The sequence below is a fragment of the Blautia sp. OF03-15BH genome (genome assembly GCF_003463065.1).
Classification (GTDB): Bacteria; Bacillota; Clostridia; order Lachnospirales; family Lachnospiraceae; genus Limivivens.
Window position 1 is genome coordinate 78,047 of the sequence record NZ_QSCM01000013.1, and the last position, 14,147, is coordinate 92,193.

General features: G+C 43.1%; 15 protein-coding genes and 1 pseudogene. 10 read left to right on the top strand and 6 right to left on the bottom strand.

The genetic code is table 11. The features are described from left to right. Positions 1 to 26: 26 nt before the first annotated feature. The 3 genes from DXA57_RS13000 to DXA57_RS13010 form a co-directional block, all read right to left on the bottom strand. Complete coding sequence (locus DXA57_RS13000) at positions 27 to 242, bottom strand: LLM class flavin-dependent oxidoreductase (protein ID WP_117767769.1); 216 nt, start codon at positions 240 to 242, stop codon at positions 27 to 29. A 400-nt stretch (positions 243 to 642) separates the two neighbouring features. Then, a complete protein-coding gene (locus DXA57_RS13005; RefSeq protein WP_070100996.1) occupies positions 643 to 2,016 on the bottom strand; it encodes a DNA primase family protein in 1,374 nt (457 codons plus the stop codon). After that, a complete protein-coding gene (locus DXA57_RS13010; protein WP_117767770.1) occupies positions 1,991 to 2,611 on the bottom strand; it encodes a CHC2 zinc finger domain-containing protein in 621 nt (206 codons plus the stop codon). The genes DXA57_RS13005 and DXA57_RS13010 overlap by 26 nt, the downstream gene beginning before the upstream one ends. A 222-nt stretch (positions 2,612 to 2,833) precedes the next feature. On the opposite strand from DXA57_RS13010, the gene DXA57_RS13015 reads away from it, so the two are divergent. The 7 genes from DXA57_RS13015 to DXA57_RS13045 all read left to right on the top strand — a co-directional run bounded on the left by DXA57_RS13015 (position 2,834) and on the right by DXA57_RS13045 (position 9,015). Beyond that, positions 2,834 to 3,937 carry a DUF6076 domain-containing protein gene (locus DXA57_RS13015; protein WP_055303620.1) on the top strand — a complete coding sequence of 368 codons (1,104 nt, stop codon included), beginning with the start codon at positions 2,834 to 2,836 and terminating at the stop codon, positions 3,935 to 3,937. Between the two features lie 125 nt (positions 3,938 to 4,062). Continuing rightward, entirely contained in the window at positions 4,063 to 5,238 is a 1,176-nt protein-coding gene (locus tag DXA57_RS13020; RefSeq protein ID WP_117767771.1) for a hypothetical protein, read from the top strand. A 23-nt stretch (positions 5,239 to 5,261) separates the two neighbouring features. Beyond that, entirely contained in the window at positions 5,262 to 5,945 is a 684-nt protein-coding gene (locus tag DXA57_RS13025) for a response regulator transcription factor (protein WP_055303618.1), read from the top strand. 67 nt (positions 5,946 to 6,012) lie between these two features. Beyond that, positions 6,013 to 6,927 (top strand): ABC transporter ATP-binding protein, encoded by a 915-nt coding sequence (locus tag DXA57_RS13030; RefSeq protein ID WP_055303617.1) that lies wholly within the window; start codon positions 6,013 to 6,015, stop codon positions 6,925 to 6,927. Beyond that, positions 6,920 to 7,756 carry an ABC transporter permease subunit gene (locus tag DXA57_RS13035; RefSeq protein ID WP_158557451.1) on the top strand — a complete coding sequence of 279 codons (837 nt, stop codon included), beginning with the start codon at positions 6,920 to 6,922 and terminating at the stop codon, positions 7,754 to 7,756. The genes DXA57_RS13030 and DXA57_RS13035 overlap by 8 nt, the downstream gene beginning before the upstream one ends. A 12-nt stretch (positions 7,757 to 7,768) precedes the next feature. Further along, complete coding sequence (locus DXA57_RS13040) at positions 7,769 to 8,650, top strand: sensor histidine kinase (RefSeq protein ID WP_055303615.1); 882 nt, start codon at positions 7,769 to 7,771, stop codon at positions 8,648 to 8,650. A gap of 38 nt (positions 8,651 to 8,688) precedes the next feature. Beyond that, a complete protein-coding gene (locus tag DXA57_RS13045) occupies positions 8,689 to 9,015 on the top strand; it encodes a hypothetical protein (RefSeq protein WP_055303614.1) in 327 nt (108 codons plus the stop codon). Positions 9,016 to 9,172: 157 nt separating this feature from the next. Here DXA57_RS13045 and DXA57_RS13050 read toward each other — a convergent pair whose 3' ends face one another. Both DXA57_RS13050 and DXA57_RS13055 read right to left on the bottom strand, forming a co-directional pair. Beyond that, positions 9,173 to 9,406, bottom strand: a complete 234-nt coding sequence (locus tag DXA57_RS13050; protein WP_055303613.1) for a DUF6061 family protein — start codon at positions 9,404 to 9,406, stop codon at positions 9,173 to 9,175. Between the two features lie 24 nt (positions 9,407 to 9,430). Beyond that, on the bottom strand, positions 9,431 to 11,389 hold the full coding sequence (locus tag DXA57_RS13055) for a recombinase family protein (RefSeq protein WP_117767772.1): 1,959 nt from the start codon (positions 11,387 to 11,389) through the stop codon (positions 9,431 to 9,433). A 337-nt stretch (positions 11,390 to 11,726) separates the two neighbouring features. Between DXA57_RS13055 and DXA57_RS17535 the strand changes: the two genes are divergently transcribed. Continuing rightward, positions 11,727 to 11,912 carry a hypothetical protein gene (locus tag DXA57_RS17535; RefSeq protein ID WP_014080774.1) on the top strand — a complete coding sequence of 62 codons (186 nt, stop codon included), beginning with the start codon at positions 11,727 to 11,729 and terminating at the stop codon, positions 11,910 to 11,912. Continuing rightward, a complete protein-coding gene (locus DXA57_RS13065; RefSeq protein ID WP_117767773.1) occupies positions 11,905 to 12,513 on the top strand; it encodes a GNAT family acetyltransferase in 609 nt (202 codons plus the stop codon). The genes DXA57_RS17535 and DXA57_RS13065 overlap by 8 nt, the downstream gene beginning before the upstream one ends. 46 nt (positions 12,514 to 12,559) lie before the next feature. On the opposite strand, the gene DXA57_RS17635 is transcribed toward DXA57_RS13065, so the two are convergent. After that, positions 12,560 to 12,694 (bottom strand): hypothetical protein, encoded by a 135-nt coding sequence (locus DXA57_RS17635; protein WP_004844681.1) that lies wholly within the window; start codon positions 12,692 to 12,694, stop codon positions 12,560 to 12,562. Positions 12,695 to 12,943: 249 nt separating this feature from the next. On the opposite strand from DXA57_RS17635, the pseudogene DXA57_RS13070 reads away from it, so the two are divergent. Next, a pseudogene (locus DXA57_RS13070) lies at positions 12,944 to 14,089 on the top strand (Archaeal ATPase); the annotation flags it as partial. Between the last annotated feature and the right edge of the window lie 58 nt (positions 14,090 to 14,147).

Below are 14,147 nucleotides of genomic sequence, written 5' to 3' on the forward strand. Positions count from 1 at the left end.
AACTACGAGGGGATGTTGCCGGGGCATCACTTCTCCCGTCTTTGCTGCCATACGATGTCGTATCCCAGCACATCGGCAAGCTCCAATACTTCCTTGTATCGGATGCTTTCCCGCTGTAATTTTGCGGACAGGTTGGAAACGCTGTCGCTCCAACCGTACTCGTCCGAGAGCAGGTCAACTACTTCCTGCATAGTCATTCCGGCACGGACGATCTGTGCCTTGATTTCGTTGCGTACATTCATATTGTAAATTCCTCCATATTTTTGATTTACAATTCGGTGCAAAGGCTACTCCCCAAAGCGGAGCAGATGCACCGAACAGTGAAAAATCTGCTTTCTCCAAAATCGCTTTCATTTTGTGAGTGCGATACTCTGTCCATACAGGCATATATCCCACTTTGCTGTTCCGTGGGATTTTGTCTGAAACAGTGAAAACACCCATTGTTTCGTAAACTGGGGGCATGGTTTGGAGAAGCACGATTTGGTGAAATGGTTTCGTCCTGCGGTCAAGAACTTTGCTGTTTCCATTACCATTGATTTTCAATGCCCGAAAACAGGTCAGTTCTGACAGCTGATTATTCCTATAAAAAAGGAAAACAGGTAAAACGCTGTGTACATACATACAGAAAACGAAAGACAGGAATCAGTCCTGCCATTCCTCCGGTACGTACGTACATGGCGAAACGTCGTAAAACCCGTTTATATTAGGTCGTGCCACAGCTTCCACACCCATAAATCCCCATACCCGCCGTCCGGCTGAGTTGGTGATGTTGTTGCAATGCTCCAAATTAAATTTCTTTGCATTGGCAACCATGGCATCGCTGAAGCTGCGGGATTTCAGAGGGGCAAGGGAGTTTTCCTCACACCACAGGCGATAGATAGCGTAAAAGTCCTTGGAACTGATGGACGCATCCGCCTTGCGCCGGATATATCCCTCGGAATCCATGAAGTCAAAAATGTTGTTATTGTCACGCTTGACCGCTTCCCGGTTTTCACGGATGCGGTCGCTCTCCGTAAACTTAAAGTTGTTGGCAACAAGCCGCTGCAAGCCTTCAAATGCCCAGAGGAAAATCCCCTCGGCTTCGGCTTTCATCTTCTCTGCAAGATCGGGATCGTCGGCTCTGTCCACGGGCTTTTCCTTGGTAGTCAGCACAAGCTGTCTACGGTAAAAACCATCGCTACGGTCATACAGGGCTTGCAGATCGCCATTGCTGAATGCCATCAACCGGGCGAACATCCAGCCCTGATAGCTCTGTTTACCTTTGCGTTCCAAATCCATCTTGCCCTGTGCGGTTACAATGGATTTTACATAGTTGGTCTGGCGCAGAGCTTCCATCCGCATATCATCATCCACGCACAGCAGGATGTGTTCCAGATCGGCACGGGCGAAGCGGTTTTCGGAAATTTTACCGATACTGCCGTCTTTCATATTCGTGCCGAATATGGTGGACAGCACTGCACCGATTTGAGATTTGCCCTCGCCGCCGTTGCCCTTAATCACCATCATGCGCTGCCCCTTGTTGGAGGGAATCAGGCAGTAGCCGATAAACTCCTGCAAGGTGGGAATATCTTCTTCATAGAGCAAACCGTCCAAAAAGTTCAGCCACAGAGCAGGTGCAGCAGCGTTTGGATTGTAGGAAACAGGCAAGCGGCTCTGTACGATTTCCTTTTTCCCCTCGATAAATCTTCCATCCAGCATGAGCGTTCCGTTGGCAACATGGATGCGGTCAGGCTGGGGAGGAAGATCCTCAACCATGGCTTCCAGTTTCAGCAATTCCATGATGTTTTTGATCTTCTGCGGTACGCTGCTGATGGTGTAGCTTTTCAGCTTTTCGTAGACCTCGCCCCGCAGGACAATATCATCCGTTACCCGTCCATTGGGCGTAAAGAAAGCCCTGTTTGCAAAGATGATTCTGCTCTCTTGCAGAAATTCTTCACAAAACAGAGCTTCATTGATATTCTGCCCATCAAACCAGACAGGCAAATTCATATCAGGCGTTTTCCGGTTCTTCGCCATGGTGTGCCACCTCCTTTTTCTTTCGTGCAGTGTACTCTTTCAGAAAGTCGATATACCCGTCCTTCATCAGTTTGTCCACAACAGCTACACGCTGTTCCAATTCGCCCACGGTCAGCACATCTGCCATATATTCGATATGGCAGTGCATCTGGCAGGCTTCCACAAAACGGTCATCATAAGGCTCGTCCGGTGTCTTTGGTGCATAGCGCACTTTCCAATCCTCCAACAGATGCAGATAATCCGTCAGCACCCGGAAACACAGCATTTCATCCTCCCGGAACTGACGGATATAGGGACGCTTTGGCTTGACCATAGCTGCGGCAGTGGGCGGTTTCGGGTCAAGCCCAAAGTCCGCAGCCAGCTTTTGCACTGCTTCATGGTTACTCAGATTGAACAGCTTTGCCACAAGGTCGATCACGTCTCCCTTGGCTCCGCAACCGAAGCAGAAGAAATAATCTTCATTCAGCTTCAAGCTCGGATGCCGGTCATTGTGGAATGGGCAGCAAGTCATACCGCTGCGGTTGACTTTCAGCCCATAGTGCTCGGCAGCTTGCTTCACGCTGATCGCCGCCTTGATGTTTTCATAGATTGTCATAGAAAAACCTCCGTTCATAATAGTCTGGAAAGCACGAAGCACCCGCCGTGATTGGCAGGTGCTTCGCCCTTTCTACTATGGTTATGACGGATTTGAAAAAAAGCAGGCTAAAAGCAGGACAACCTCATTTCAAAAAACAGGACAACTTATCTGATGATGTAGATTTCTTCACATTTGCATGGTATAATTAGAAAAGTGAAAAAACAGGACAGGAGGGCAAGCATGAATCAAGAACTGATGACATTGGATTTTTGGCAGGATACGGTCATATATGAGGGCAAAATATTTCCTATCGGTACTCTTGCCTGTGATGCGCTGAATGTTCCTGCGGATACCCTCGCAAGAATGAACGAGCAATGCGAGAAAATCAATCTACTGCTTGGAATGTTAAACGCCGGACAGGATGCTTCCGCACTCTTTCCTATGGCAAAGGAAGCTGTGCTGACAATGGTGGATATTCTCAGCGAAACGCCGCCGTTCTCCAATATGAATATTCCAAAACATAGAGAACGGATTGAAAAAGTCTTTACTGCGGACAATGCGCTGAAATATATGGAGTTTGCCATAAAAGCCGCAACTAATTCCTTGCAGTTTGAAGAAATCCCGAACTATGCCGATGCAATGATGCTCCAACGATATACTGCTGTATTCGGGCATCTGGCATACTCCCTTGGGGAATACCAAACCGCAATGCTTGATTTTGCGGAAAAATCAGACGGAAATGAAGCAGACCGTACCGCAGAGGGCTTCGCCAGAATGTTCGGCAGCTATTTCCCGCCGGAGTTCTCTATCACGGAGGGCAATGCCTGGATGTCTACCCTGAACAATTCCGTTCAGTATGTATCGGTCATCCGTCCCGGCGAAAAAGTTGCAAAGCTCGTCAAGCGAATCCATTATGTATCCTTTGTGGGGATGTTCCGGTCTGATCTCTTTGAGGGCTTGTGTGTCGGTCATGCACCGAAGAAATGTAAAATTTGCGGCAAATGGTTTCTGACAACCAACGCAAGGCACACCAAATACTGCGGCGGCTATGCGCCGGGGGACAAGCTACACCGCACCTGCCGACAGATCGGCAATCTGAAAGGCAGAGAACAACGGGAGCTTGCAGACGATCATCCTGTTATCCAGATATACGAAAAGCGGCTGAATACCATAAACCGCTATATCAAGCGTGGCAAACTGGATGAGGATTTAGCAGAGGTTATGAAGAAACTGGCGAAAGATAAGATGCTCCGGGCAAAAAGTAATGTCGCTTATGCCAAGGGAACTTATGAGAAAGAAATGGAACAGGTTGCTTTGAAGAAAGAAGCCCAAAAGTGCATTTGAATTTGTTAGGAGGAACAGTCAATGAAAATAGGATTTTTGTTTTTCTTGGTTTTCTGTATAATTGCAATTTTTGCGAGTAAGAAAAAGAAATAAATTTGAAATTGGACGTTGAAAGGAGGTGCGCTATGCTAAGTGATTTTACATGGAATATGACCGGATACATACCAAAATACGCTGTCAATCCGCACGGTGATGGTATCATTCCCTATATGGCAGAGCGCATCTTCCAACTGGAACCGGAGCCGCCAGCGGTGGGCAGTCTGAATGAATATATCCTGTCTGCCTTGCGGGAAAAGAATTTGATATATTTCTCGTTCTTCCTCCACCATTATGAGCCACAGCTCAATAAGCGCATCAAAGGCTTTTGGGGTGTGGATGGCGGCGATCTGTACGATACAGACCGTTTTATAGATATAAAGCTCTCCTGCAGGGAACAAATGCTCCAAAAGCTGATGGACTATGATCCTGCCAAGGGTGCGGAGTATGCTACATACATTTTCCCGTTCATCCGGGATGCTATGCTCCGCTTCCGCATGGGCGAAGAAAAATGGTCGGTATCCTCTCTGACCAATTATAAAATGGTGCGGTCAATGGCTTGGCTGTACCATAACACCAAGGATGCGGTCAGCGAGTTTTCCAAAAAGTATAACTGTGACTTTGCCCTTGCGGAAGAATATCTGAGAGTTGTTCGAGGTATCCGCAATCAGCAACCATTCTATGTGACAGATGAGGACGGCGAGGAAACGGGCGAAGATGTTGCTCTTGATGATACTTGGAACTACTCCGACATCCTCTGGAACGGCATACAGGCAGAAAAGGTGCAGCGAGCTTTTGATAAGCTGAACTACCGGGAACAGACCTTGCTTGAAAAGCGGCTGGCAATCTGCATGACCTGCGGGCATGTCGGCTCATGGAAAGGCCGTCCCACCTTTGAGGAACTGGCTGTAATGTTTGAGGGCAGCACTGCCAGCGGTGCGGAGCGAGCCTACCGCAGAGCAGTGGACAAACTGACAGAATTGTTGGTTGCCGAGGGCGCAATCCATGCTGTCCGCTTGAAACAGAAATCCAAGACCAAACGAAAAAAGAAAATCGCCACCGCAATCTACGAATACCAAGCAGACTGCGACGGCGAATGGGGCCAGATTTCATTTGATTTTGAGAACGGCACATCAGAAATAGTCCGACTTGCCGATTGGGATACAATGAAAACAAACCGCTTTGCGAACAAGGCAATAGCCTACCTTCTAAACTGCGAAAACGAGAAGTTGCCAAAGGAAACGATAGTAGCGTTTGAACTATAAAAGGAAATTGACGAGGAACGAGAATGAAAACAATCGCAATCATAGATGATGATATTCATATTGGAGATATGCTGAGAGAAGTGCTGGTGCAAGAGGGCTATTCTGTTCTTCGTGCATACTCCGGCACAGAAGCGTTATATCTTCTTTCACAAAACAAGCCCGATTTGGTGCTGCTGGATCTGATGTTGCCGGGATTGTCTGGCGAGGAAGTTCTGCCCCACATTGAGAACATTCCTGTTATCGTTCTCAGCGCAAAAGTAGATGTGCAAGACAAGGTAAATCTTCTGCTGGGCGGTGCGGCAGATTACATGACCAAGCCTTTTGATACAAAGGAGCTTCTTGCCCGTATCACTGTTCAGCTCCGCAAGGCAGAACAACATGGCGAAACCAAATCTCTTTCCGTTGGCGATTTGGTTTTGGATATGGTTTCCCTTTCTCTGACAGTACAGGAGCAGCCTGTGAAGCTGACCCGAACGGAGTATGCCATCTTAAAACTGCTGATGGAAAATCCCAAACAGGTAATTTCAAAGAGTGTCCTGCTTGACAGAATCAGTCTGGACACACCCGACTGCACCGAGCGTTCTTTGAAGCAGCACATCAGCAATCTTCGTAAAAAGATGCAGGATGTCAGCGGTGTAGACTATATCGAAACAGTCTGGGGAATTGGTTTCAAATTGGCAGAACAAAAAATCTTGACCAAATCTTGACGTTTTTCTTGACCACTTTCTTGACTTTTGTTTTGTAAACTTAGGTCAGCAAAGGAGGTAATACAATATGAACTATATTTTGCAAACAAACAGCCTGACAAAAAAGTATAAAAACTTTCAGGCATTGAATGGTCTTACTATGAATGTTCCCAAAGGTTCCATCTATGGCTTTGTGGGAAAGAACGGCGCTGGTAAGACAACCCTGATCCGCTTGATCTGCGGATTGCAGGAACCGACTTCCGGTAGCTTTTCTCTGTACGGCATCCGCAATGACAGCAAGGATATTATCAAATCCCGCCGTCGCATGGGTGCTGTGGTGGAAACACCGTCCATCTACATGGATATGACTGCGGAGGAAAATCTGAAGCACCAGTATCTCATTCTTGGTCTGCCATCATTTGATTGTATTCAGGAATTGTTGAAGCTGGTAGGTCTCGACAACACGGGAGAGAAAAAAGCGAAGAACTTCTCCCTCGGTATGAAGCAGCGTCTGGGCATCGCTATCGCATTAGCCGGTGATCCCGACTTTCTTGTTCTTGATGAGCCTGTAAATGGTCTCGACCCTCAGGGTATTGTGGAAATGCGAGAACTGATTTTGAAGTTGAACCGAGAAAAACAGATTACAGTTCTTATTTCCAGTCACATTCTGGATGAACTTTCCCGTCTGGCTACTCATTACGGTATCATTGATAATGGTCGCATGGTGAAGGAACTGAGTGCAGAAGAACTGGACACAGTTTGCCGCAAGTGTGTCCGCATGGAAGTGACCGATACTTCTACTCTGGCTCGTGTGCTGGATTCCATGAATCTGGAATATAAAATTATCTCCGCAACAACAGCCGATGTGTTCGCAAAGATCAATGTGACACAGCTGACCGTTGTACTGGCAAAGGAAAACTGCGAAGTGCTGTCTATGCAGGAAAAAGATGAAAGTTTGGAGAGTTATTACATCTCTCTGGTTGGAGGTGATAATAATGCGTAAACTTTTTCGAGCAGCCTTTTACCGTACAGAGAATAAAAAAATGATTCGAATAGAATTAGTGATTGCTGTATTGCTTTCCGCATTCATCATCCTCAACGGTTACTTCCAGACGAATTTGACTAATGCATACATCTATAAGCTGGTCGCCCGTTTTTTTGGATATTCACCCCTGATGGGACCATTTATCGCCGTATTTGCCGCATATTTGTGGGGAACAGACTATGAATATGGAACTCTGCGCAATAAACTAATCTGCGGACACACTCGTGAAGAAGTTTATTTTTCCAATCTTCTCCTGACCATATGTGCTGGACTGAGTACTGCACTAATCTGGTTGATAGTTAATGGGATGCTGGGTATTCCGCTACTGGGTACGGCAAGCCTGAACCTCTCTTTGGGAGAGATGGCATTTTATATTTTTTCAAGCCTTTTGATGGTCGTTGCACTCTCCAGCGTATGTTGTCTGTTGGCAAGTCTGGCGGAGAACAAAAACTCAGCGACACTTCTTTGTCTGGGAGCTGTAGCTGCAATGGTCATAATCGGGATGCTCCTTTATGATCGTTTTGCAGAACCAGAGTTATTGGATGGATGGATGTGGAGTGATACAGACCCAACTGTGCGATGGCATCCCCAAAATATCAAATTCATCGGTGGAACATTTCGTATCCTGCTGGAATTTCTTATCTGTCTGACACCTGGAGGACAAGGTGTAATTCTTTGCGAAGAAGGGGTGGAACACCTGATTTTTCTTCCATTGTGCTCTGCGTTTGTAATTTTTTCAACATCTCTTATAGGAAGTCGTTCCTTTAAGAAAAAGAACCTAAAGTAAGGAGGTAGAAAGATGTTCCCTTGGATTTTGTGTTGTATTTTGCTAATTGTTGTATTTTTTCTAATCACAAAGATTATTTTTATAGAAAAAAGTATTGATGAAATTCATACAGAATTCCAGGAACGTCTTTCCTCCGACACAAACACTCTGATTGATATTTCTTCCAGCGACCCTCATCTGAGAAAACTGGCTTCGGAGATTAATATCCAGCTTCGATTGCTCCGCAAGGAACGCCATCGTTACCAACAGGGCGATCTGGAACTGAAAGAAGCTATCACCAATATTTCCCATGACCTGAGAACTCCGCTTACGGCGATAAACGGTTATCTTGACCTATTGGAACGAGAGGAAAAAAGCGAAACGGTACACTGCTATCTTTCTCAAATCCAAAACAGAACAGATGTTTTAAAAAATCTAACCGAAGAACTATTCAGATATAGTGTGGTTACTTCTTTTCAGGAACTGAAACCAGAACGTATGGATGTTGTCCGGGCATTGGAGGAAAGTCTGCTGTCTTTCTATGCGGTCATGCAGGAAAAAGGCATCCAACCGGAAATCGAATTGCCGGAGGAACCGGTTTTCCGTGAACTGGATGCAGGTGCGGTCAACCGTATCTTTTCCAACATTATCAGCAATGCGCTGAAATACTCTGACGGCGATCTGTCCGTAGTCATGGATAAGAACGGCTGTGTTACATTCAGCAACACGGCGCACAATCTGAATTATGTGACGGTCGGCAGATTGTTTGACCGTTTCTATACAGTAGAAGCCAGTCGCAATTCAACCGGTTTGGGATTGTCCATCGCCAAGCTGCTGATTGAGCGTATGGGCGGAAGTATTGGAGCAATCTACAACAATGACAAACTGCAAATCAAGATAATCTTTGCAAAATGAAATAAAAAAGAGTTTATATGAACGGAGGTGTTTTGATTATGAAGAAATACTTGAAGGAGATACTAATACTCTTAATTCAATTATTTATGTTTTATGTATTTCCATTATTTGCAGGACCAACAGACGTTATGGGAATGATAGTTTTGCTTATTTTAGCAACATTATTGCTTTCAATTCTAATTGGCAGCATTTCAAATCTGAAAGTAAAGTACTTGTATCCAATAATCATAGCAATTACATTTGTGCCATCTGTGTTTATATACTATAACGAGACAGCATTGATACATTCGCTTTGGTATTTGGCAGTATCATCCTTTGGTTTGATAATCGGCATGGTCATTCATAAATTGATTCTTAAAAAGTAGAAAGAGCAAAACTTTCAAAGGCTACCCAGTCAAAAAGATTGGATAGCCTTTATTTATGTTTTCTAAAATTAAAGTTGAATATCTGCCTTAGCCAATAACTATGGGCTTAGAGGTTTAGTGAGCCAGGCAAATCGCTCCAATCGCCGTATCCACAGATTTATACTCTGTAACAGTTTTTCAAATAGGTTTTGGAATCTCCGTTCAATATCAAATCAGCATATCCAATCGGGTCATTGTAAATCAGATAATCCAGTTCCGACCTCTGATACATATTGTCGGCAACCTCGTTCTCAACCGCAATCGTATCAATCGCAATCATACTACCATCAAAGAATTTCAGTTCCACACAAGCGGTATCCATGTTAAACTTACAAGAAATCAATCTATCCATAAGAAACCTCCATTTTACGGGATGTTATATCATCCCAAAATATTTGAATGCTTCTCGGATTGCTTTCTCTTTTTCCGGTGGACACAGAGGCTGTCTGGAATCTTCGGACTTCGGCAGATTGTAGTTCTTACCAACCTCAATCCCACATTTCCGCTTAATCTGTGAGATATACAGGTTTGATACCTTTAATCCGCTATGTTCCAGTACATAGTCCTTGATCTGCGTGTAGGTTGCCCCATCTTGAAATTCGGACATATCCATATCTTCTAAAGAGAACTCAACCCGAATCTTTTTCGAGTCGACCTCACCCTTGGAAAGCAAAACAACCGTCTCAACGGTACTTTCGTTGTCCCAACGAAGTTCCTGTATCTCCCTATCTCCAAAATACACCGGAAAACGGAACTTTATGTGCTTCAGGAATCTGCCATCTGGCTGCTCCTGCTCATAAATGTCCACCTGTTCCACAAAGCTGTTAAGAAATTCTTTCTTCTCTAGGTCGGTGAACTTATCATATAGTTTATCAAAATATAAAAGAAATTGATAGACGTTTTCTTCTGATATTTTCTGTTGCCGGATATTCAACAGGCGATTCTTTACTTCCTCTATACTGTTCTCCACACCTTCAATCTCATCATACAAACGGTATAACCTTGTCTCCATATCCTGATATTTCTTCTCATAAAATTTATCCATAATATCCAGACTGTCCATTTGCTGTCCAAGCCTTGCTTTTGCTCCGGTCAGTTGTCTGTGCTGTTTTTCCAGTCCTTCAATCTCTTTTTCTATTTCTTCTGTATCTATTCTTGAACCGATTTTATTCAGTATTGCTTCCTCAAACTTTGGATTCTTCACCAGCTTCCGAATAACTTCTTCTACTGCATTGTTAATCTTCTCCTCACTCCATTGTTTACGATATCCACATTTATGACCATCTACCAGGCGACGATGTTTGCAGGCATAATAGAAATAATCCTTATATAAGGTTCCGTCTTTCTTTTTCTTTCGGTTTACATTCCCATACATACCGCTTCCACATAACGGACACCTCAATATTCCGGATAAAATATGCTCATGATCGAGGCTATGTGTCTTTTCATATTTTACACCTGTTTTTTCTCGTTTTTGATGTGCCAGCTCCCAGTCTGTTTCTGAAACAATCCCTTCATGAATACCATCATGCAGCATATAATTTTCCTGCTTTACAATGCGGTATTCATTTCTTGTGCCAGAAACTTTCTCGTTTTTCCTTCGTCCATAAGCCAGCTTTCCACAGTATACCGGATTATCCAGAACGCCTTTTATAAATGAAGCGGCAAATGCGTCCAGTGTATTATTCTGTCGTTTTTTCTTTTTATATCCATGCTGGTTCAGCCATGCAGCAATCGCAGAGATTCCCATATTGGTATGAATAAATTTGTCATAGATCAGGCGAATAATCTCTGCTTCGTCCTCTGCGATCTGCAATTCTCCATTTACCAATTCATAGCCATATGGAGCAAATCCACCGTTCCATTTTCCTTCCCTGGCTTTCTGCTTACGTCCTTCCATTGTCTGAACAAGGATATTCTCCCGTTCAATCTCTGCCACCGCAGACAGAACGGAAATCATCAGCTTTCCGCTATCTTTAGAGCTGTCAATTCCATCTTCAACACAGATCAAATTCACTCCGAAGTCCTGCATTCTTTGCAAAGAATTTAATACATCTGCCGCATTACGACCAAATCTGGAAAGCTTGAACACCAATACAAACTGCACCTCATCTGTTCCATTCTCAATATTGTCTAACATACGTTGGAATTCCGGTCTGCCCTCTACGCTCTTTCCAGACTTACCTTCGTCTGAATACTCATTTACAATTTCCATGTTCTGAAACTCCGCATATCTCTTGAGTTTTTCTTTCTGAGCATCCAGACTGTATCCATCTACCTGCATGGTTGTGGATACTCTGGTATATATATCGCATTTAATCTTTTTATTCTTCATAATCTTCCTCGCAGTATAACTCTGTTTTATTGTCCCAACTTAATTTTAGTACTTGTTCCAACTATTTTCAATACTTATTTTCCGTATTGACGCATTTCTTTGCCAATCGTATAATTAAGTTAGATACAGAGCATTTCTGTTATCAAAATATTGCCCGCCCACCATTGGCGACTTATAAATGATTGGCTCGAAAATATTGTTCGCCTACCGGAAGCGTCTAATAAATGTCCGGCTTGAAAATTATTTAGAAATAATTTCTGTTTTTGATATTGTGTTTTTATCACACATTGCATATACTATAAATACACAAAAAAGCCAAAAAAGAGGAGGTGTTAGTATGGCTACTTCAAGTATTACTCATAATTTTGTCGTATCCAATCCAAATAGCGTAAAGCGTTTTGTCGCAGCAATTGACGAAGCTGACCGTGACCGCACACCAAAGCAGACACTTCCCGGACGTCAGTTAACGAACCCACAGGAAATCTTAGCTTTAATGTCAAAAAGGAAGAAAAAACATGTCTGATAAATATTTTACCGTTAATATTCGGGCATATTTGGATAAAGACGAACCGACATATATCGGAGAGGAAAGTCTTTACGACTTACTCTCCGATTTTTCTTGTCCCAAAAATCCCGATGTGGAATACTTTTTATTACATAATGCGATTGAGTTTACCAAAAAAGATCAATCTATCACTTATCTGGTATTTGATGCTGAAGATGCTTCACTGGTTGGTTATTTTTCACTTACAGTAAAACCCATCTCTGTCCGTGCTTCAAATATCAGCAAGACAATGGCAAAAAAGCTGTCCCGTGTCAGTATTTTGGATGAAGAAACACAATCCTATACTACCGCAGCTTACCTGATCGCCCAGTTGGGAAAGAACTATTCTCTTCCAAAGGAAAAACGAATTCCTGGAAATATTCTACTGGGATTTGCACTGGAAACCATATCCAGTCTCAAATATTCCGTAGGTGGCGTTATGGAGTTTCTTGAATGCGAAGATAATGAATTTCTTCTGAGCTTTTATACGCAGAATCATTTCAAGCCATTTGATACTCGTATTACCGTTTCTCAGAATAATGAGCCACACACTCTGCATCAGCTTTTAAAATTTATTTGATTTAAAAGTACATGAAAAAGCGACAGTCTGATTTACATTTTGTATTTCAGGAAACTGCCGCTTCTTTTTCTTCCTTATTCTGTTTTTCTTCCTCCAACTCCCGGAGGACTTCTTCGCCGTACTTATCAATCATCCGTACCAGAAAATCAATGCACCGCTCAAATTCAATATTCTGTTGCATAAGCTCCTCCCGTTATTGTTTGTTCTGAGCTTATTTTACAGAACCTGCCTGAAAACCACATTGAATAGAAATTGATTGTAAATTGACACAATCACTTTAAAAATATCCGCATTTTCTTGAATCGAATGTATGTTCGTGCTGTGATAGATATACTCAATCTTAACTACGAAAGGGGAATTTCTATTGAATCGATGCGATTTTTCTTCTATTAGCACTTGCTTAAAAAATCATATCAGCGAAAGTAATCAAATGAGTCAGCCTGATTTTTTATACGAATTATTTGAAGATTTTATGGATGATCCGGCAAATCAGGATTTTTCAATGGATAACGGTCTGGTTTGCCGCTGGATGACTGGTCAGGCTAAAATCAGTCCTAAAATATCCGCTTACTATTCCAAGCCATCCAATCAGGAAAAGTTAGCCCATACCATCCACCAGAATCTTCTTCCACTGATGTCTGACTGTAATATGGCTATACAAGATATTTACACTTTATTCATTCAGGATGACAGCATCTCAGATGCGAAAAAGAAAAATCTGACTCCCTTATATAAACCAGCCAGTTCAAGACTGCTGTTTCTTGCAAAACTGATTTCTTTTGGCATGGAACGCCAATTCATCAAACGTAATACCAAAAATCAGAAGCTACTCGCCGGAGGAGCTTTATCCCCCATTGTGCTGGATTATATTATGGACAGTGAGGTTCCGAAACCATGCCGTCATTTTATCGGAAGAGATAAAGAACTGGAAGAATTATATACCATGCTTGAGGAAAACCGTCATATTTTTCTTTGCGGAATTGCTGGAATCGGAAAAAGTGAACTTGCCAAAGCCTACGCAAAGCGGTACATAAAGCAATACACCAATATCCTTTATGTAGAATATACCGGCAATCTTCATCAGGATATTACTGACATGGATTTTATTGACGATCCGCCGGAAAGCACTGACCAGGAACGGTTTCAAAGACATAACCGTTTTCTGCGTTCCCTGAAATCTGATACTCTGCTTATCATAGATAATTTTAATGTCACTGCCACACAGGACAGCTTTCTGTCAGTAGTATTAAAATATCGCTGTCAGATTTTGTTTACAACCAGAAGCAAACTGGATGAATACTGTACTCTGCCATTAAAAGAAATAGAGGATATGAACGCTCTCTTCCAGCTGGCATCAGTATTTTATTCAGAGGCGGACACGTACCGGCCAACAGTTGAAAAGATCATCGAAACTGTTCACTCTCATACTTTTGCCGTGGAACTGGCAGCAAAACTTCTGGAAAATGGAATCTCAACTCCAGACCAGTTATTAACAAGACTTCAGGTGGAAAAAGCATCTTTCCATAACGAAGATAAAATTAAAATAATCAAAGATGGACAAAGCAGCAAAGCCACCTGCAAATTCCGGCTCATCTGACCACGCATTCCGCTAAGAACTGATCGGTCTTTCCGGA